This is a genomic window from Candidatus Frackibacter sp. WG13 (assembly GCF_900114655.1).
Lineage (GTDB): Bacteria > Bacillota > Halanaerobiia > Halobacteroidales > Acetohalobiaceae > Frackibacter.
Genome location: NZ_FOTT01000023.1, coordinates 22,036 through 41,835 on the forward strand (window position 1 = coordinate 22,036; position 19,800 = coordinate 41,835).

Genomic DNA, 19,800 nt, shown 5'->3' on the forward strand with positions numbered 1-19,800 from the left:
ACGATTAACAATTGACAATTTAAAAAATCGAATGAGTATAACGACCTTATTTAGCTGATAATATTCTTATAACTTAGAGGAGTGATTAAAATGTATGGAATACCTATTATATTAATCTTGATATTGGTTGTTGGTTTCTTCCTATTATTCAGTTATGTTATTCCGGTTGGACTTTGGTTATCTGCTTGGGCTTCCGGGGTTAAAGTAGCAATTGGGACTTTAATTGGTATGAGACTAAGAAGAGTTCCACCAGCGAATATAGTTAGGCCTATGATCAAATCACATAAAGCTGGAATAGATTTAGGAACAGATCGTTTAGAGGCACATTACTTAGCCGGAGGAAATGTAGACCGGGTAGTTGATGCATTAATTGCTGCTGAAAGAGCAGATATTGACTTGGTTTTTGAGCGAGCAGCTGCTATAGACTTAGCCGGGCGAGATGTATTAGAAGCAGTACAGATGAGTGTTAATCCTAAAGTAATTCAGACCCCAATGGTAACGGCAGTAGCAATGGATGGGATTCAGGTACAGGCAAACGCTAGAGTTACTGTTAGAGCTAATATTGAGCGTTTAGTTGGTGGAGCTGGTGAAGAGACTATTTTAGCAAGAGTAGGAGAAGGAATTGTTACTACAGTTGGTTCAGCTAATGCGCATACTAAAGTATTAGAGAATCCAGACTCTATTTCAGAGACAGTCTTAGATAAAGGGCTAGATTCAGGAACAGCTTTTGAGATACTCTCTATTGATATAGCTGATGTAGATGTAGGTAAGAATATCGGTGCTCAATTACAAGCTGACCAAGCAGAAGCAGATAAGGAGATAGCTCAAGCTAAAGCTGAAGAGAAACGAGCAATGGCGGTTGCTCAGGAACAAGAGATGAAAGCGCAGGTACAAGAGATGCGAGCGAAGGTAGTAGAAGCGGAAGCAGAAGTACCATTAGCTATGGCTGAAGCCTTACGTGAAGGGAAGATGGGCGTTATGGATTATATGAATATGCAGAATATTAAAGCCGATACTGAGATGCGCGAAAGTATTTCAGGTAAAGATGATGGTAAAAGAGAAGAAAAGATTAATGATAATTAAGAATGATTTATTAGGAGGGATTTAAGTGGAACTTATAGTTCTGATAATCCTCTATTTTGGATATAACCTTGTAGTAGCTTTAATTAAGAAGATGCAGAATCAATATGAAGAACCAGACTTTCCTTATCAATCTGCAGATAAAAATCCAAATTCAATAGAAAAGAGACCAACGTCTGCAAAATTAGATGAGTTGAATCCTTCAAGACTAGATAAATCTGGCCAGAAAATAGAAGGTGACTTAAAGGAATCTAATTCTACAAACCAGCATAAACATTTGAGCCAACAAGAAAAGTACGAAGAACTATTTGAAGACCAAGAGATAGATATGAAAGAAATTGAAGCTAAAAAAGAAGAGGCAAGAAGAAAGAAAGCTAGAGCTAAAAAGAAGTTGAAGAAGGTTAAGAAGAAAAGGGAATCTACCAAATATAAAAAGAATCAAGAAATAGATATAAATAATTTAGGTCGACAGCAGCTAGAGCAAGGGGTTGTGTTAGCAGAGGTATTAAAGCCTCCTAGAGCTAAGAGACCATACCGCTTTAAACTTAATCGAAATGAATAATGATAATTTTAAACAGACACTGGCTAATAATAGTCAGTGTTTTTTTCGTTTTTAGTAATGATTAGATTTTTAAGACATAAATTTAATACAAGAAGTGGTTAGGAGGGATTCGCTTGCCAGATAAAAGTCTTAAAGAGAAGCTTAAGAATAAATTTGCTAATCTTTTTGAATTGCCTAAGGATGTAGTGCTAGATTTACCTCATATATCTATGGTTGGTAACATAGAATTTCATTTAGAGAATCATAAAGGTATCATTGAATACGAAGAAAATTTAATAAGAATTAGAATTCATAAGGGACAGGTTCTTATTTCTGGAAAAGAGTTAATGATCGAAGAATTAACTAAGGTTGAAGTTAAAATCAAAGGTCATATTCAAGATGTTATTTTTAAATATCATTAGAGGAAGTGTTAATTATGCTCTTTAAAATCTTATATTTATTACGCGGGTATATAGTAATTCAAATTCGAGGTTGTCAGAAAGAAAAACTGATTAATTATTTAATTAGGAGCAACTTTATTATTTGGGATATTAAGGAGGTGGATGATCATTACTTAGCTAAATTAGTTGCGGATGATTTTAAAAGAATAAGAGAATCTATTCGTAGAGCCGATTGCACAGTAAGAATAAGGTCTAGACATGGTCTTCCATTTTTTTTAAAGAAGTTAAAAGTAAGAAATGCTTTGGTAATTGGTTTAGTGGTAGCTGTCATCACAATTTATATCTTATCATCATTCATTTGGACTGTAGAGCTTAATGGTTTGGAGGATATAAAAGAAGAAGAAATCTTTTTTTTATTAAATAAAGCAGGTTTTGAGTATGGGATGTTGAAGTATAATTTAAATACCGAAGAAGTTGAAGACCTTATTAATCAAAATGAGAAAGTAGCTTGGGTAGATGTTAAGGTTAACGGAACTAAATTATTAATAGATTTAGTAGAGAAGACTACTGTTGAAGGACAGAATATTGAAGGGCAAGCTATCGATTTAGTAGCTGAAAAATCAGGCTTAATTACAGAAGTAATCGTTTTAGAGGGAGAAGCAGTAGTTGAAGAAGGTACTATAGTGCAAGCAGGAGATAGGTTAATTAGTGGTACTATTAAGCATTATTCAGAACCAGAAGTACAAGAAGAAGTTGCAAATGAAGAAGACCTAGACCCGGTTGAGATAGAGAAAGTAGTAGCTAAAGGAATAGTTAAGGCTAAAGTATGGTATGAAAGTTATGGAGAAGTAAATTTAACCGATTATTATCAACAACAGACTACCGATGTGGTAGAAAGCTTTAGTATTAAGTATGAAGACCAGGAGTTTCATATTTTTGGACCTAAAAAGCCGCCTTTTGTCTATTTCAAGGTAGAGAAGACGATTAAATCTTTACCATCATGGAGGAATATTGATCTTCCTATCGAAATAATTAGAAGAAGATATATAAAAATCAAGGAATTCTCGGAGAAGAGAAGTTTAGCTGAAGCAAAAAAAATAGCTAAGGAACGTGCTTTACAAAAGGTATTAACTCAACTTGATGATGATGCAGTCATATTAGATAAAGATTTAAAACTAATATCTACTAATCAAGAGGAGAATAATATAGTTAGAGTTAAAGCTTTAGTTACTACAAAAGAGAATATAGCGTTACAAGAAAATATTCAGTAGGAGGTAATGGCAGTATTGATTCAAGAAGAGATAGAATTAGTTAATAATGAAGTAGCAATGCGTATTTTTGGGCAAAGAGATCGTAACTTAAAGTTGATAGAGGAAGAATTCGATGTAGAAATTTTAGCTAGAGGCAACTATCTTCAAATTGAAGGTGATGATGAAAGAGAAGTTGAAAAGGTAGTTAAGCTTTTTAAAGAATTAAGTAAAGTTGTAACTAATGAACATAGCTTAGATGAAAGAGAAATGGAGTATGCTATTAAATTAGCAGTTGAAGATAAATTCAATTTAGATAGGATATATTCTGATATAGTACAAGTGACCCATAAAGGAAGAAAGATAAAACCAAAGACGATAGGTCAGAAAGTATATATTGATGCTATTCGTAATCAAGATATTGTTTTTGGAATTGGTCCAGCTGGAACTGGGAAGACCTATTTAGCCGTAGTAATGGCAGTTAATGCGTTAATAACCAATCAAGTACGGAGAATAATCTTAACTAGACCTGCTATTGAGGCAGGAGAGAATTTAGGTTTCTTACCTGGTGATTTACAAGAGAAGGTTGACCCTTATTTAAGACCTTTATATGATGGGTTGTATGAAGTATTAGGGCCAAAGAAAGTAGATGAACTCTTAGAACAAGAGATTATTGAAATTGCTCCTTTAGCATATATGCGGGGAAGAACATTAAAAGATTCTTTTGTAATTTTAGATGAGGCTCAGAACACAACTTCGGCTCAGATGAAGATGTTCTTAACTAGACTAGGAGTTAATTCTAAAGCAGTAATTAACGGTGATATAACACAGGTAGATTTATCGAGCCGAAAGACTTCCGGGCTTAATCAAGTACGAAAGATTTTGGCTGGTATTTCTGGGATTGAATTTGTTTATTTGACTAATAAAGATGTTGTAAGACACCGATTAGTTCAAAAGATTATCGAAGCATATGAATCAAAAGTCTAATAGCAGCTTAAGGAGTGTGGTTAATGGGTTTTTTAAATGATATTAAAGATAAGTTTTCGGTTAGTGATCTACAGCTTTCCCAGGATATTGTTACTAAACGATGGATTTGGGGGATTGTAGTCTTTATTATTTTAACTTTAATTTTGACTATAGACTTTATACCTAATCAAGTTAATTTAAAAGTAGGACAAGTTAGTCCTAGAGATATAGTAGCACCTAAAACGATTGAATATGTAGACCAAGAAAGAACTAAAGAGTTGAGAGAGAAGGCAGCAAATTCTGTTTCTAAAGTATATGTTGAAGAAGCAACAGTCTTAGATGATATAGAGCAGAGATTAGATAATTTCTTTACAACAGTCAGAAGTTATAATAGTGTGATTAAAAGCGAACAAAACGAGAATAAAGATATTAAAGAGAAGAATACATTGGATCTGTCAAAAAAGGTTGAAAAGATTGAGGCTAAAACTGAAGCCGAAGTTTCAGCTAAAGCAATTAAGTATTTATTACAAGCTAATGCTAAAACTTTAGATTATGTGGAAGAAGAGACTAATCAAATCATAACTAAATATTTAAATAGAGGAATCAAGAGTGATGCTATAGGGCAAGTAAAAGAACATATTCAGCAAGATATTCAAGCTTTATCGATAACTAATCGTTATAAATATGTAATTGAAGAACTAACTAGTAATTTAATTAGACCTAATTTAGTCTTAAATAAAGAAGCAACAACTCTACGAAGGAAAAAAGCTCGAGAAGCTGTTAAACCAGTTAAGAAGACTGTCCATCAAGGAGAAGTAATCATTCGGCATGGGAAAGTAGTCACAAAGGAAGATATTCAAATTTTAAATGTATTAGGACTACGACATAAGCAGGTCAATGTATTTGCTATTTTAGGCCTATCTTTAATTGTATTTATCTTTATGAGTGCATTTGTGATATATGTGTCACAGTATTATTCTGATATAGTAAATGATGAAGGAGTAGTGGCACTATTAGGTATTTTACCTATCTTAATGTTGCTTTTTGCCAAGATAATGACCTTCTTTCCGATTGATAAACCGGCTTATTTTGTGCCTGTTGCTGGTATGTCAATGTTGTTAGCTATTTTAGTTAATTATAACTTATCAATTATGGTTACTATTCCTCTCGGATTTTTAGTAAGCTTAGTAACTGGAGGCGGGATTGCAGAGACTGCAGTAGCTGTAATTGGCGGTTTAGCGGGTGTTTATAGTGTTTCAAAGGTAAGCCAACGTTCTGACCTAGTAAGAGCAGGTTTTTATGTAAGTGGAGCTAGTGCTTTAACTATTTTATCTTTTGAGTTAAGTAGTCCACCGATTGCCTTATTAGATCTATTAAAATTAATAATGATGGGTATACTAAACGGGATAACTGCGGCGGTAGTAACTAATGGGTTATTGCCATATTTAGAGAATACATTTGGAATTACTTCTCCGGTTAAGTTATTAGAGTTATCAAATCCGAATCAACCATTACTTAAGAAGTTATTAGTTGAAGCGCCAGGGACTTATCATCATAGTGTAATTGTAGGGAACTTAGCTGAAGCCGCTGCTGATGAGGTAGGAGCTGATTCATTATTAGTTAGAGTTGGTGCTTACTATCATGATATAGGTAAGATTAAACGCCCTTATTTCTTTACAGAGAATCAGTTAGGCCAGGATAATCCACATGGTAAGTTATCACCGAATTTAAGTACTTTAATCATTACCTCTCATGCTAAAGACGGTGTAGAGTTGGCTAAAAAGTATGGCTTACCGAGAAATATAACTAATATTATTCGACAACATCATGGTACAAGTTTAGTTTCTTTCTTTTATCAAGAAGCAGCGAATGACGATAAGTACGAAAATGTACAAGAGGAAGATTTCAGATATAAAGGTCCTAGACCGCAGAATAAAGAAGCGGCCTTAGTTATGTTAGCCGATATTGTTGAAGCTGCTGTTCGTTCTAAAGCGGAAGTGCAGGCTAATCCTGGGAAGATTGAAGCTTTAGTAAGGCAATTAATTAAGAGTAAATTAGATAAAGGACAGCTAGATGAATCAGATTTGACACTCAAAGATTTAGACCGAATTGCTACAGCTTTTGTTAATGTCCTGACCGGTATCTTTCATAATAGAGTAGAATACCCAGAGAATTTAGCTGAGGAGATGCGGAAGGAGTCTAACCTAAATGGAAATTCTGATTAATAATCTGCAAGAAGAGATTGAAGTGACAACCAAAATAGAAAAGTTAATCAAAAAAGTAATTAATGAAACTGCTAAATTAGAAGGAATTGATGCTAAAGAAGTCAGTGTTGCTTTAGTAACTAATGAATATATTAAAGAATTGAATGCAAAATATAGAGATAAAGATGAACCGACGGATGTGTTATCATTTCCTTTGGATGAAGAATTACTAGGAGATATTATTATTTCTTTAGAACGTGCTCAGAAGCAAGCTAATGAATATAATCATTCTTTAGAACGTGAGGTTGGTTTTTTAACAGTTCATGGCATGTTACATTTGTTAGGTCATGATCACTACCAAGAAGAAGAGAGAAAAGTAATGAGAAGCAAAGAGAAAGAAGTACTTAAAAAGCTTAATTTAAATCGTGAATAACGCGTTTGATTTATATTAGGAGGGGCTTAAATGGGAAATCTGTTGCAGAGCGCAGAATTGATAGCCTTAGGATTCTTATTTATTCTATCTGGCTTTTTCTCTGGTTCAGAAACTGCATTGATGTCAGTTAATCGAGTTAAGATAAAACATATGTTACAAGAAGGAGACTCTAAGGCTAAGACTGTAGATGAATTACTAGAACAACCAGATAGATTATTAACTACTATTTTAGTAGGTAATAACTTAGTAAATATTGCTGCATCATCGATTGCAACGGCTTTGGCTATTGATTTATTTGGTAATAAGGGAGTAGGGATTGCAACTGGTGTAGTTACTTTCTTTATTTTAATCTTTGGTGAGATTACTCCTAAATCTTTTGCAAGTCAGAATGCAGAATTAGCATCTAAATGGGTAGCTAAATATATAAAGATGTTTTCTTATGTTCTTACACCATTTATTAAAATTTTGACAGTTATTACTTCTTTTATTATTAGGGCTGTTGGTGGAACTCCGCGCCAAAAGAAACCATTTGTAACTGAAGAAGAGATTAAGAAGTTTGTTAATGTAGGCGAAAGAGAAGGAGTAATCGAATCTGATGAAAGAGAAATGATAAATAGCATCTTTGATTTTGATGACACAATCGTAAAAGAGATTATGGTTCCTAGGATAGATATGGTCTGTATTGAGATCAATACACCGATTGAGGAATTGGTAGAGTTGATCATTGACCTCGGCTATTCACGAGTTCCAGTTTATAACGAAACGGTTGATAATATAGTCGGAATTGTTTATGCTAAAGACTTATTAAACTTTTTAAATCAAGATGGTGAAATGGAGATTAAGAAGATTATGCGTCCTGCGTATTATGTGCCAGAGACTAAAGAGATAGATAGTTTATTAACTGAATTAAGAAAAGAGAAGATTCATATGGCTATCATTCTCGATGAATATGGTGGGACAGAAGGCTTGGTTACTATTGAAGATCTTCTAGAGGAGATAGTTGGTGATATTCAGGATGAATATGATGTTGAAGAAAGACAGATTAAAGTCATTTCGGAAACAGAGATTTTGGTAGATGCTAGGGTTGATATAGATGAAATTAATGAAGTTTTAAATATTGATTTACCTGAGGAGGATTATGAAACGATTAGTGGCTTTATTTTAAGTACTTTAGGATATGTTCCTGAAGAGGGTGAAGAGATAGAATTTGAAAATTTGACCTTAATTGTTAAAGATACTGTACAAAGGCGTATATCGAAGGTGAAGATTATTAAAGAAAAGCTTGAAGTAGTTGATGAAAAATAGGAAGAGGAAGAGAAATAGAAGGGTAGGTAGGGAGAGAGGAGGACATTGAAGTGTTAAAGAGTCTCAGAAATTATTTAATTACCGGATTAATTATATTATTACCACTGATTATAACAGTTTACATAGTAACTAGTATCTTTAATGCTGTAGATGGTGTCTTAAGACCCTTAGTAGAATTAGTGATCGGCAGATCAATCTATGGTTTAGGTTTTTTGCTTACTATTGGCTTCATATTAGGGGTTGGTGCTATAGGTACTAATGTATTAGGGAAGAGGTTAATAGATTATGGAGAGAGAATATTAACTAAGATTCCTTTGGTGAGGAATATTTATTTAACAGTGCAACAGTTAATTGATGCTCTCTTTTTAAAAAATAAGACGGCCTTTAGGAAGGTAGTTTTGATAGAGTATCCTCGTAAAGGTCTCTATCAAGTAGGTTTTTTAACTAGCGAAGGGATGGGAGAAGTACAAAGCAATACCGATGAAGAGGTTATTAATATCTTTGTTCCCACTACTCCTAACCCTACTTCAGGTATGTTAGTGTTGGTGCCAAAAGAAGATATTACGTATTTAGATATGAATGTAGAAGAAGGTTTGAAGTTAATTATTTCTGGTGGTACTGTAGTACCTAATAAGAAAAGAATAGAAGGCTAATTCTAAATATAAAGTAGTATAGAAAGGAGTCGATACAACAGTGGATAATACTATTTATCAAGAATTAATTGCAGCGGCTAAGCTAGCGAGAAAGAAGGCCTATGTACCATATTCCAATTTTGCTGTAGGAGCAGCAATATTAACTGAAGATGACCAAATCTATACTGGTTGTAATGTTGAAAATGCTTCTTATGGTTTAAGTAACTGTGCAGAACGAACTGCTATCTTTAAAGCAATTTCTGAAAGAGGGGAGATTAAGCTAAAAGCCATAGCAGTTGTCGGTGATACAGAAGGACCTTGTTCGCCTTGTGGAGCATGCCGCCAAGTAATATCTGAATTTGGTGATGATGATTTAGAGATAGTTATGACTAATTTAGAAGGTGATACTTTAATAAAGAGTATTAGTGAATTACTATGGGGGTCTTTTAAGCTAGAGGAGGACACAGAATAAAAAATGGCTTATTATATTGAAATTTTGCAACAATATAATCAAGAGTTATTAGATAAATTAGTAGCATTAGAAAAAGAGGCCTTTGGTTCTGGAGGACTAAACAAATGGCATCTAGTTCCCTTTATTAATCATGGTAAGGTCTTTGTACTTTATAATGATGATGAGCCGATTGGATTAATGGAAGTGATGCTTGATTTTGATAATCGGCAGTTAGCATATCTTTTTGGCCTATCGATCAAAACAGAATATAAGAACCAAGGATTAGGGAGTAAATTATTCGATTATGTCTTACAATGGTTGCAGAAAGCTGGATTTAAAGAAGTAGAACTAACAGTTGATCCTAATAATGAAGGCGCTTATCATATTTATAAGGATAAGTTTGGGTTTAAAAAGGAAGAATATAGAGACGAAGAGTATGGTAGGAATGAACCACGATTAGTTATGAAGTTAAATCTATAAGATTATAAGATTATAAAATTAAATTTATAAGAGGTGGAGGATCAACATGATATGCTAGATGAAAAAGAAGGGTTTAAATCGGGATTCATAACGGTTATAGGTCGACCTAACGCAGGTAAATCGACGTTAATCAATAAATTAATTGGTGAAAAGATAGTAATTACTACTCCTAAACAACAGACGACTCGTAATAAAATCCAGTGCATTTTGACTACAGATGATGCTCAACTTATCTTCATTGATACGCCGGGTATTCATCAACCTAAAGATAAAATGGGAGAGTATATGGTCGATGTTGCTTACAAATCATTAAAGAAAGTTGATTTAATCTTATTTATGGTTGATTGTCAAAAAGGGATTCGCAAGTTAGAGAAGAAGATTAGTAATCAGTTACAAGGGTTGCAGACACCGATAATTTTAGTCTTAAATAAGATAGATTCTATTTCGAAGCCAGAACTAGCAAATATAATTGAAGAAGGTAATCAGTTAGGAGATTACGTTGATTTAATTCCTTTATCGGCTAAATATAAACAGAATCTTGACCAATTAATTAATAAGATGATTGAGATAATGCCACAGGGACCTAAATATTATCCAGAAGATATGATTACCGATCAAATTGAACAATTTATAATTGCTGAGTTAATCAGAGAAAAGATTATGTATTTAACAAGAGAAGAGGTTCCTCATGCAGTAGCAATTGAGATAGTGCAGATGAAGAAACGTAAAAATAGAGACTTAGTAGATATTAATGCTAATATTTATGTAGAAAGAGATTCACAAAAAGGAATTATTATTGGGAAAAATGGAAAGAGATTAAAGGAGATCGGTAAAAGAGCTAGAAAAGATATAGAGGACCTATTAGGTAGTCAAATCTATTTAGACTTATGGGTTAAAGTTAGAAAAGATTGGAGAGAAAAGGAGGATGCTTTAAAGATGTTAGGCTATCGAGGGTAATTGGAGTACCTCTTTACAAAGACTAGTATAAGGTTATATATAAATATTTAAAAATTAAAGATTAAGCTTGGAGGTTGATAATATGGCAATTAAACCGAAAGATATGGCTAAGATGATTGATCATACTATTTTAAGTGCTAATACAACTGTTGAAGAGGTAAAGAAGAAGTGTGAAGAAGCAAAAGAATATAAATTTGCTTCAGTTTGTGTTAATCCTAGTTTTGTGCCTTTAGTTAGTGAACTTTTGAAAGAGACTTCTGTTAAAGTATGTACAGTAATCGGTTTTCCATTAGGGGCTAGTACTCAGGAAGTAAAGGCCTTTGAAACTAAGAATGCAATTAGAAATGGTGCCCAAGAGATAGATATGGTGGCTAATATTGGTGCTATTAAATCTGGAGCATTTGATATTGTCTATGAAGATATTAAAGCAGTAGTTGATGCAACTAAGATAGCAGGGGTAACTAAGGATGTGCTAACTAAAGTAATTATTGAGACTTGTTACTTAACCGATGAAGAGAAAGTAAAGGTCTGTGAACTAGCCAAAGAAGCTAAAGCTGATTTTGTTAAGACTTCGACTGGTTTTGGAACAGATGGTGCTACTACAGAAGATGTAAGTTTGATGCGTAAGACTGTAGGACGTTCTATCGGTGTTAAAGCTTCTGGTGGTATCAGGAATTTTGATGATGCTTTAGACATGCTAGACGCAGGAGCAAATCGAATAGGTGCTAGTAGTGGCATTGATATTGTTGATGGTAAAAGAAGAGAAGAAGACGATAGTGAAGAAGAAGGATATTAAGCTTAAACTCAGATAAAATAAACCTTATTCCTCATGAAATTTTTAGAGGGAATAAGGTTTATTTTTTAATGGGGCATCAAAAGTATTGAAACATCTTGACATCGAATTAAAATTTTTATATAATATTATTGAAACATCTTGACATCGAATTAAAATTTTTATATAATATGAACTGAACGGTCAGTCAATGCAAGTTGTACATAGAAGAGGGGGGGTAAATTAGTGGAACTTAATGATAAAGAAAGATTGATCTTAGATGCTGCTGCAGAAGTCTTTGCTGAAAAAGGATTTTTTAAAGCAACTGTTAGCGAAATCGCTAATGAAGCAGGAGTAGCTAAAGGTACAATCTATTTCTATTTTGAAAATAAGCGTGATCTATTTAAATCTTTAATTGTTTCCAAGTTCGAATCTCTTCATCAAAGAATTAATGAAGGAGAACAGAAGGGTGAAGATTTTGAAAGCCAGATTAAAGAGATTATCTTCCGAAAATTAAGTTTCTTTGCAGAAGAAGAGGACCTAGCTAAATCTATTATTTATGATTTTGCTGGAATGGATGAAGATTTTAAGTTAGAGATGGGGAGATTAAGGAATAGACATAGAGATAAGATATCGAAGGTCATTCAAAAGGCAATCGAGGATGGTATTTTAAAGGATATATCTGCTGAGGATGCGGTAATAGCATTGTTAGGTATTATTCATGCGTTTGGTTTTGAAAATTATCTAAATAGTGAAAAGAAGGACCCATCTGTAGTAGAGGTCGTTGATATAATTTATGATTTATTTATGCAGGGGGTTCATAATAAATAATAATATGGAGGGATAATATTGATCCAGCAACATAAGAAATTAGTATCTTTAATTATATTATTATCATTTGTTTTAATTTCTAATATTGCATTTGCTAATGAGGTACAGGACCAAAATAGTAAGGTTATAACTTTAAATTTGAAAGAGAGCATTAAAAAAGGTTGGCAGAATAATTCTGCTTTACAACAGATGAAAGCACAAGTAAATGCTGCTAGATTCAATATTAATAAAGCAGAAGCTGCTTTAAAACCAGGACTTAATTTAAATTCAAGTTATACACGGTTTGAAGAGCCACCAGTAACAATGAAGTCAAAAAATAGTTTCAATCATAGTATCAGTCTGCGATATTTGCTTTATCGTAAACCAGTTAAATTACAGGTTGAACAGAGTACATATGACTGGAAAAAGTTAAAAGAAAAGTATGAAGCACAGAAAGAAGCTTTGGCCTATAATATTACTCAAAGTTATTATAGAGTGCTAGAAGCCAAAAATGTGGTTGAAGTGACTGAGGAGTCATTGAATCAGATGAATGAACATTTAAAGACTGCTAAGGCTTATTTTGAGGCTGGCACTGTTCTAAAGACAGACGTATTACAAACGAAAGTTAGAAAGAGTGAGATAGAAGGGAGGCTCTTACAAGTTAAGAATAACTTACAATTAGCTAAAGAAGAGTTAAAGAATCTATTAGAGATCGATGGTAACAAAAAGATTAAATTAGTAGAAGAAGTTAATATTCCTAAAGTAGAACTATCTTTAAAGGAAGCTTTAGACTATGCATTAAATAATAGAGCTGACTTATTGGCAACAAAGTATGAAGTAAAGAAGGCTAGTCAAGGGATAGAGTTAGCTGAGACTAACAATGATCCTAGCTTAGCATTAATTGGTACTTCGGAAAGTAGCGGTTCAGATTTTCTGCCTAATAATAATTCTTGGCGAGCAACGATAAATATGAAGTGGTCATTATATGATGGTGGTGAAAGTGGTGCCGTAGTCAAGCAGGCTAAAGAGAATTTAAAAGCTGCTAAATCCGCTCTTCATCAACAAGAACAAGCGATTGATCTAGAAATTAGACAGAAATTATTGAACTTAGAAGTCAATCGTAAACAAGTATTAACGGCTCAAGAACGAATAGAAATGGCTAAAGAGAATTTAAGATTAGCAGAATTAAGATATAAAGAAGGAGTAGCTACTAATACTGAAGTTATTGATGCTCAAGTAAGTCTTAGTGAAGCACGAAATACTTATCAAAAGCGTATCTATGATTATAATGTAAGTCAAGCTGGATTATTAAAGTCATTAGGTATTTCTTATCTATCTCTGAATAATTCAGGATTAGAATTTTAAGTAAATGTAATTTAATCGTATGTTCAAGGAGGAAGGAATAGATGAATAAGAAAAGTTCGATGTTATTATTAGTTAGTATACTCATTTTAAGTTTAGTTGTTTCAGGCTGTAGTTCAAATAAACAGGCAATGGCAAATTCTGATACAAAGAAAGCAGAAAGTGTTAAACAAGAAGACTCTAAAGATAATAATCAATTAGTAGTTGAAATAACTAAGGCAAAACGAAAAGATATAAAAATAGATATGAATCTTACCGGTGAATTGAAAGCCTATAGAGAAGTAGACTTAGTGCCAGAATTATCTGGAGTCGTTAGCAAGGCAAGTTTTGAAGAAGGTGACAAAGTAAGACAAAATGAATTACTACTAAAACTAGACCAAGCAATTCAAAAATCTCAGGTAGAAAAAGCGGAAGCAAATTTAGAAGTTACTAAGGCACGGTTAGAAGAACTAGAAGCAGGGTCTAGAATAGAAGAGATTAAACAAGCAGAAGCATCATTAGAACAAGCAAAGGCTCAATTGGATAACGCTAGTAAGAACTTTGAAAGATTTAAGAATCTATATGAACAAAATGTTATTTCTAAAAGCAAGTATGACTCTGCTAAAAGCAAGTATGAAGTAGCTAAGGCAGGGTTAAAATCTGCTCGTCAGAGATTACAATTAGTGAAAAAAGGACCACGCCAAGAGAAGATTGCAGTAGCAAGAGCACAAGTAAAACAGGCACAGGCAGCCTTGAATTCTGCTAAGACTCAATTAAATAAGACGACAATCGAAAGTCCGGTTAAAGGAGTTATTGCACAAAAACAGATTGAGTTAGGGGAGATGGCTTCAGTCGGTAAGCCAGTAGCTAAAATAGTTCAGTTAAGTCCGATAGAATTTGAAGGTAGCATATCTACTACTGAATTATCGCAAGTTAAGGTTGGTCAGAAGGCAGTAGTTAAGGTTGATAGTTATCCTAACAAGACTTTTACAGGTAGAGTTAGTATATTAGCACCTACAGTGAATCCGTCAAATCGAGGTTTAAAGGTAACAGTTCAACTTGCTAATGAAGAGTTGTTATTAAAGCCAGGTATGTTTGCAAATAGTACGATCTTAGTCGATAGATTGACGGATGTTTTAGTAATTCCTAAGGCAGCGGTTAGAGGAGAAGATGGAACTAAACGTGTCTTAGTTGTTAAAGATGGTATTGTAAAGAGTAAAGAGATAGAAATAGGACCTTCTAATAATAATCAAGTTGTAATTTATGAAGGTTTAGAGTTAGGCGAAAAGGTTATTGTTCGTGGCCCTGCTAATCTGCAACCTGGTACTGAGGTTAAGATTACAGAGTGGGGTGACGCTTAATGAAATTATCGGACTTTTCAGTTGATCGTCCTGTAACAACAGTGATGCTAATCTTAATTATCGTATTCTTAGGTGGAATTGCATTTACCCGCTTAAGTGTAGATCTATTTCCTGATATGACAATACCGGTTATTTCGGTTTCTACTCAGTATTCAGGGGCTGCCCCTGAAGAGATAGAACAGTCAGTTACTAGACCACTAGAAGAAGGATTAGCGACAGTAGATGATATTGATACAATAAGTTCGACATCTAGAGAAGGTCTTTCACAAGTAACATTGCAGTTTGATTGGGGAACCGATATGGACATGGCAGCGGTTGATGTTAGAGAGCAAGTTAGTTTAATTAAACGAGCATTACCTGATGCAGCTGAAGAGCCAATAGTTCGAAAAGTAGATTTAGATCAAATTCCGATCTTAATCTTAGGGATTTCATCTGATCAGCGGAGCGAAATAGAATTAAAAGAGTATGCTGAAGAGCATATCAAGAATAAATTAGAGAGGATTCCCGGTTTAGCTTCGGCTTCAATTGTAAGTGGAGAGAATCGTCAGATCAATGTTAATATTGACCGTCAGAAGCTAGAAGGGTATAATCTATCTATTAATCAAGTGACGAGTGCATTACGTCAGCAGAATATAAATCTACCTGGTGGTGAAATTACAGAAAGGCCAACAGAGTATCTATTAAGAACCGAAGGACAGTTCGAAGATATTGAAGATATAAAGAATGTAATTATTGCAATGCGCCAACAGAAGCCAATTAAAGTCAAGGACGTTGCTGAAGTTGAAGATGGATATGCAGATAGGAATGTCTATGTTCGTCTTAATGGGGAGACGACTGTAGGAGCAATGGTTACTAAACAGTCTGGTGCTAATACTGTTGAAGTAATTAATCGAGCAAAAAAAGAGTTAGAAAAGATAAAGAAAGAACTACCTTCGGATATTAATATCAAGATTTCTCGTGACCAGTCAGAATTTATTAAGAAGTCTATCAATACCGTTCAGGAGAATGTAATACTTGGTGGGTTATTTGCAGTAATTGTTCTTTTCTTATTCTTAAGAAGCTTCCGTAGTACATTTATTATTAGTATGGCTATTCCAATAACAATTATTGCCGCTTTTGGTTTAATGTATTATAGTGGCTATACTCTTAATTTGATGACGCTTGGTGGTTTGGCTTTAGGTGTTGGAATGTTAGTTGATAACTCAGTTGTGGTTTTAGAGAATATATTCCGACATTTACGTCAAGAAGGAGCAGGACCGATTCAAGCGGCTAAGAAGGGAAGTAGTGAGGTAGGAACTGCAGTCTTTGCTTCTACGATGACTACTTTAGCTGTCTTTGTTCCGATTTCTTTTATCGAAGGAATCGCCAAAGAACTGTTTGGACCATTTTCGATGACGATCGCTTTTGCTCTATTGGCATCATTTATTATTGCTGTTACTTTTGTGCCGATGGCGTCAGCTAAATTATTAAGCTACAATAGTGCAGAAACGAGTCAAAAAGAGACTGAAGAAGAGGGGATGGCTGTTAGAGCTGCTAATAAAGTATTAAATATTTATCGAAATATGTTAGATTGGTCTTTAAGTCATCGTAAAACAGTGATTACTTTGACAGTAATCTTATTTGTTGCTTCATTAGCTCTCTTCCCATTAATCGGAAAAGAATTTATGCCTAGTTCGGAACGGAATGCATTCCGAATTATGTTAGAGTTACCAGTAGGTACTGATTTAAATACTACTAATCAAGAAGCTAAGAAGATAGAAGAGGTAATTGCTCAAGTGCCAGAAGTAAAGGTAGCCTTCAGTTTAGTAGGAGATAGTGGAGGTAGAGGAAGTACTAGTGGTTCTAATGAAGTTATGTTTATGGTTCGCTTAACAGACAAAGAGGAGCGTGAAAGAAGTACTAGTGAAATTCAAGAAGCAATTCGTTCGAAACTTCCATTAATTGCAGGAGCTGAGATAAGGTTTGCTGAAGCTAGTATGTTAGGCGGAGGCGGAGGTGGTTCTCCACTTCAAATTAAAATCTTTGGTGATAATCTAGATAGACTAGAGATGCTAGCTAAACAGGTTAAAGAAGAAGCTAAGCAAGTAAAAGATACTAGAGATGTATACAGTTCTGTAGATGTAGGAAAACCTGAAATCAATCTTGATATAGACCGTAAACGAGCAGCAGATTTAGGTTTAGGGATAAATCAGATTGGGAAAACGATTGAAAGTTATGTTAATGGGAGAACAGCAACCCAATATCATGGAACTACAGATGGAGACACTATTGATATTGAAGTGAGGCTAGCTCAAGAAGATCGAACTAATATGGAACAGCTCAGCCTAATGAAGATTATGAATTCTAAAGGTCAATTTATTTCTTTAGACTCTGTAGCTAAAATAGTTAAAACAGAAGGTCCAACAAGTATTAACCGTGAAGATCAAGAACGTTATGTTAGTGTTTACAGTGACCTTAAGGGCAATGATTTAGGTAGTGTTGTGGCGAGTATAAGAGATAGAGTAGAATCTAATATTGAGCTGCCAAATAATTATAGAATTGAATATAGTGGTGAAAATGAAGATATGAAAGAGACATTTAAGAATTTAAGTATGGCCTTGATAGTAGCCATTATATTAGTCTATATGGTTTTAGCTTCTCAATTTGAATCATTACTACATCCATTTATAGTAATGTTGACTCTACCATTGACACTGATCGGTGTTTTAACTGCTTTATTCTTAACTGGAGAAACACTTAGTGCTACTTCAATGATTGGAATCATTATGTTAGCAGGAATAGTAGTTAATAATGCTATCGTCTTAGTTGACTATATTAATATTCTTCGTAGTAGAGGTTTAAATCGAAGAGAAGCTATATTAGAAGCAGGGCCTGTTCGATTACGTCCAGTATTAATGACGGTTTTCACAACAATTTTAGGTTTGATTCCAGTAGCCGCTGGTTGGGGTAGCGGTTCTGAAGGAATGGCACCAATGGGAATTGCAGTAATTGGCGGTTTAACAACAGCAACTTTCTTAACTTTATTAGTAATCCCTACTTTGTATCTGACTTTAGAAAGAGTTAAGGAAATTGTAATTGCTATACCTAGTAATGTGAAAGATAAGATAGCAGGTTAGATAGAATTAGATTAAATTCTGAGGCTTATAATTATAAGTCTCAGAATTTCTCTGTTTAGGGGAAGGAGAATATTATCTATCTGTTGAGATAGTATATTAATAAAGGTAATATATAGGTAGGATATTAAAAAACAGATTAAATAGGAGTAGTTAATATGAGGAAATTTAATTTAAATAAAAAGCTAATAATCCTTAATTTGATAATGTTACTATTAATCACTATTATTACTGGTTGTGGTGAAGAATCTTCTAAACTTCCAACTCGTTTATCCGATGGAATGTCGGAAAAGCTAACTATTCATTTTATTGATGTAGGGCAGGCTGATGCTATTTTAGTTCAGTTGCCTAACGAAGAGAGTATCTTAATTGATGCCGGCAATAATGATGATGGGCAAATGGTAGTTGACTATATTAATCAGCTAAAGATTGATAGAATTGACTATTTAATCGGGACCCACCCTCATGAAGACCATATTGGAGGATTAGATAATGTAATTAATAATTTCGAGACTGGCAAGGTATATATGCCCCAAGTTAATCATACAACTGAGACATATAGAGAATTATTAACGGCGATTAAAGCAAAAGGAAAGAAGTCTGTCACTGCTCAAGCCGGTAAGGAATTAATTAATACAGATGAGCTAGAAGTGAAGTTATTAGGCCCGGTTAAAGAGCATGATGAACTTAACAATTGGTCAGTAGTAACTAAGATTAAATATGGTAATAATTCATTTCTTTTTACAGGAGATATGGAATCGGAAGCAGAAAAGGATATATTAAATGCTGGATTTAACCTGGAATCTGACTTATTAAAGGTGGCGCATCATGGTAGTAGTAGTTCTACAACACAATCGTTTTTAGAAGCAGTCAAGCCTAAGCATGGTATTATTTCTGTAGGAAGCGATAATGATTATGGTCATCCGTCGTCTTTTACTTTGCAGCGGTTGAAGGATTATGGAGTTAAAATTTATCGCACAGATAAACAAGGAACGATTATAGCAGTTAGTGACGGACAGAAGATTACTTTTAATCAAGAACAAACAGAATTTAAGTTGGGGGATAGTAGTATGGATAATAGGAAGAGTAAAGTTGACTTAATAAGGCTTGATTTAAAAGAAGAAATAGTAGTAATCAAGAATAATAGTAAGAAGAATATTAATCTTACTAATTGGAACTTGGTAAGTATTCGAGGTAACCAAGAATTTACCTTTCCAGACCGGAGTATAATCAAAGCAGGAAAGACTTATAAGGTGACTAGTGGTAGAAGGGCTAAGTCTGGAACTAATATGATTATTTGGACAGAGAGGTATATGTGGAATAATGGTGGTGATGCTGCAGCACTTTATGATGAAAATCATAATTTAGTGTCAGAGCTATCTAGATACTAAAGGGGGAAGAATGATGTTAATTATTGATCGTTTTGAAGGGGATATAGCGGTGATTGAATATAATAATACTACTTTTACAATTCCTAAGGAAGCATTACCGGTTAAGGCTAAAGAAGGTGATGTAATCAAGATTGTTGTTGATAAAGAGAGTACTAAGGAACGTAATGAGGAGATGAAGAATTTAAGTGATCAATTATTTACAGAATAATTATAATTAAAATAAGGACTTTTAATTGTTATAAGATATCCTTAAAACTATCTGTTTAAGGATATCTTATTTTATTAAGTGGAAGGGGAAAGTATTAAGATGATAAG

At 33.9% G+C, this 19,800-nt stretch carries 19 protein-coding genes; all 19 read left to right on the forward strand.

From position 1 onward, the window contains the following. The first annotated feature begins 90 nt into the window (after window positions 1–90). The 19 genes from floA (at window position 91) to BM077_RS11300 (ending at window position 19,693) form a co-directional block, all read left to right on the forward strand. On the forward strand, window positions 91–1,083 hold the full coding sequence (gene floA, locus BM077_RS11210) for a flotillin-like protein FloA (protein WP_089750392.1): 993 nt from the start codon (window positions 91–93) through the stop codon (window positions 1,081–1,083). Between the two features lie 25 nt (window positions 1,084–1,108). Continuing rightward, the gene (locus tag BM077_RS11215; RefSeq protein ID WP_089750395.1) at window positions 1,109–1,642 is read left to right on the forward strand and encodes a hypothetical protein; all 534 of its coding nucleotides are present in this window, start codon (window positions 1,109–1,111) and stop codon (window positions 1,640–1,642) included. Window positions 1,643–1,755: 113 nt separating this feature from the next. Beyond that, entirely contained in the window at window positions 1,756–2,043 is a 288-nt protein-coding gene (yqfC, locus tag BM077_RS11220) for a sporulation protein YqfC (RefSeq protein WP_089750396.1), read from the forward strand. A 14-nt stretch (window positions 2,044–2,057) separates the two neighbouring features. Continuing rightward, window positions 2,058–3,293 carry a sporulation protein YqfD gene (yqfD, locus tag BM077_RS11225; RefSeq protein ID WP_089750398.1) on the forward strand — a complete coding sequence of 412 codons (1,236 nt, stop codon included), beginning with the start codon at window positions 2,058–2,060 and terminating at the stop codon, window positions 3,291–3,293. A 6-nt stretch (window positions 3,294–3,299) separates the two neighbouring features. Continuing rightward, window positions 3,300–4,256 carry a PhoH family protein gene (locus tag BM077_RS11230; protein WP_089750400.1) on the forward strand — a complete coding sequence of 319 codons (957 nt, stop codon included), beginning with the start codon at window positions 3,300–3,302 and terminating at the stop codon, window positions 4,254–4,256. Window positions 4,257–4,279: 23 nt separating this feature from the next. After that, window positions 4,280–6,460 carry an HD family phosphohydrolase gene (locus tag BM077_RS11235; RefSeq protein ID WP_089750402.1) on the forward strand — a complete coding sequence of 727 codons (2,181 nt, stop codon included), beginning with the start codon at window positions 4,280–4,282 and terminating at the stop codon, window positions 6,458–6,460. Continuing rightward, window positions 6,444–6,872: an rRNA maturation RNase YbeY gene (gene ybeY / locus BM077_RS11240; RefSeq protein WP_089750403.1), complete on the forward strand. Its 429-nt coding sequence runs from the start codon at window positions 6,444–6,446 to the stop codon at window positions 6,870–6,872. The genes BM077_RS11235 and ybeY overlap by 17 nt, the downstream gene beginning before the upstream one ends. Before the next feature lie 30 nt (window positions 6,873–6,902). Then, complete coding sequence (locus tag BM077_RS11245; RefSeq protein ID WP_089750405.1) at window positions 6,903–8,177, forward strand: hemolysin family protein; 1,275 nt, start codon at window positions 6,903–6,905, stop codon at window positions 8,175–8,177. A gap of 50 nt (window positions 8,178–8,227) precedes the next feature. Next, window positions 8,228–8,830 carry a DUF502 domain-containing protein gene (locus BM077_RS11250; RefSeq protein WP_089750407.1) on the forward strand — a complete coding sequence of 201 codons (603 nt, stop codon included), beginning with the start codon at window positions 8,228–8,230 and terminating at the stop codon, window positions 8,828–8,830. Between the two features lie 40 nt (window positions 8,831–8,870). Next, window positions 8,871–9,281 (forward strand): cytidine deaminase, encoded by a 411-nt coding sequence (locus tag BM077_RS11255; protein ID WP_089750409.1) that lies wholly within the window; start codon window positions 8,871–8,873, stop codon window positions 9,279–9,281. Window positions 9,282–9,284: 3 nt separating this feature from the next. Then, complete coding sequence (locus BM077_RS11260; protein ID WP_089750411.1) at window positions 9,285–9,740, forward strand: GNAT family N-acetyltransferase; 456 nt, start codon at window positions 9,285–9,287, stop codon at window positions 9,738–9,740. A gap of 51 nt (window positions 9,741–9,791) precedes the next feature. Beyond that, window positions 9,792–10,697: a GTPase Era gene (era, locus tag BM077_RS11265; protein WP_089750413.1), complete on the forward strand. Its 906-nt coding sequence runs from the start codon at window positions 9,792–9,794 to the stop codon at window positions 10,695–10,697. 82 nt (window positions 10,698–10,779) lie between these two features. Next, window positions 10,780–11,493 (forward strand): deoxyribose-phosphate aldolase, encoded by a 714-nt coding sequence (gene deoC, locus BM077_RS11270; RefSeq protein WP_089750415.1) that lies wholly within the window; start codon window positions 10,780–10,782, stop codon window positions 11,491–11,493. Window positions 11,494–11,715: 222 nt separating this feature from the next. Further along, window positions 11,716–12,300 carry a TetR/AcrR family transcriptional regulator gene (locus BM077_RS11275; protein ID WP_095206365.1) on the forward strand — a complete coding sequence of 195 codons (585 nt, stop codon included), beginning with the start codon at window positions 11,716–11,718 and terminating at the stop codon, window positions 12,298–12,300. Between the two features lie 18 nt (window positions 12,301–12,318). Beyond that, window positions 12,319–13,644, forward strand: a complete 1,326-nt coding sequence (locus tag BM077_RS11280; protein ID WP_089750417.1) for a TolC family protein — start codon at window positions 12,319–12,321, stop codon at window positions 13,642–13,644. Between the two features lie 41 nt (window positions 13,645–13,685). Next, entirely contained in the window at window positions 13,686–14,981 is a 1,296-nt protein-coding gene (locus BM077_RS11285; RefSeq protein WP_089750419.1) for an efflux RND transporter periplasmic adaptor subunit, read from the forward strand. Next, entirely contained in the window at window positions 14,981–18,097 is a 3,117-nt protein-coding gene (locus BM077_RS11290; RefSeq protein ID WP_089750421.1) for an efflux RND transporter permease subunit, read from the forward strand. Before BM077_RS11285 ends, BM077_RS11290 begins: the two co-directional genes overlap by 1 nt. A 155-nt stretch (window positions 18,098–18,252) precedes the next feature. Further along, window positions 18,253–19,485, forward strand: coding sequence for an MBL fold metallo-hydrolase (locus BM077_RS11295; RefSeq protein ID WP_089750423.1), 1,233 nt, complete (start codon window positions 18,253–18,255; stop codon window positions 19,483–19,485). Between the two features lie 13 nt (window positions 19,486–19,498). Continuing rightward, window positions 19,499–19,693 (forward strand): DUF3006 domain-containing protein, encoded by a 195-nt coding sequence (locus tag BM077_RS11300; protein ID WP_089750426.1) that lies wholly within the window; start codon window positions 19,499–19,501, stop codon window positions 19,691–19,693. Window positions 19,694–19,800: the final 107 nt, after the last annotated feature.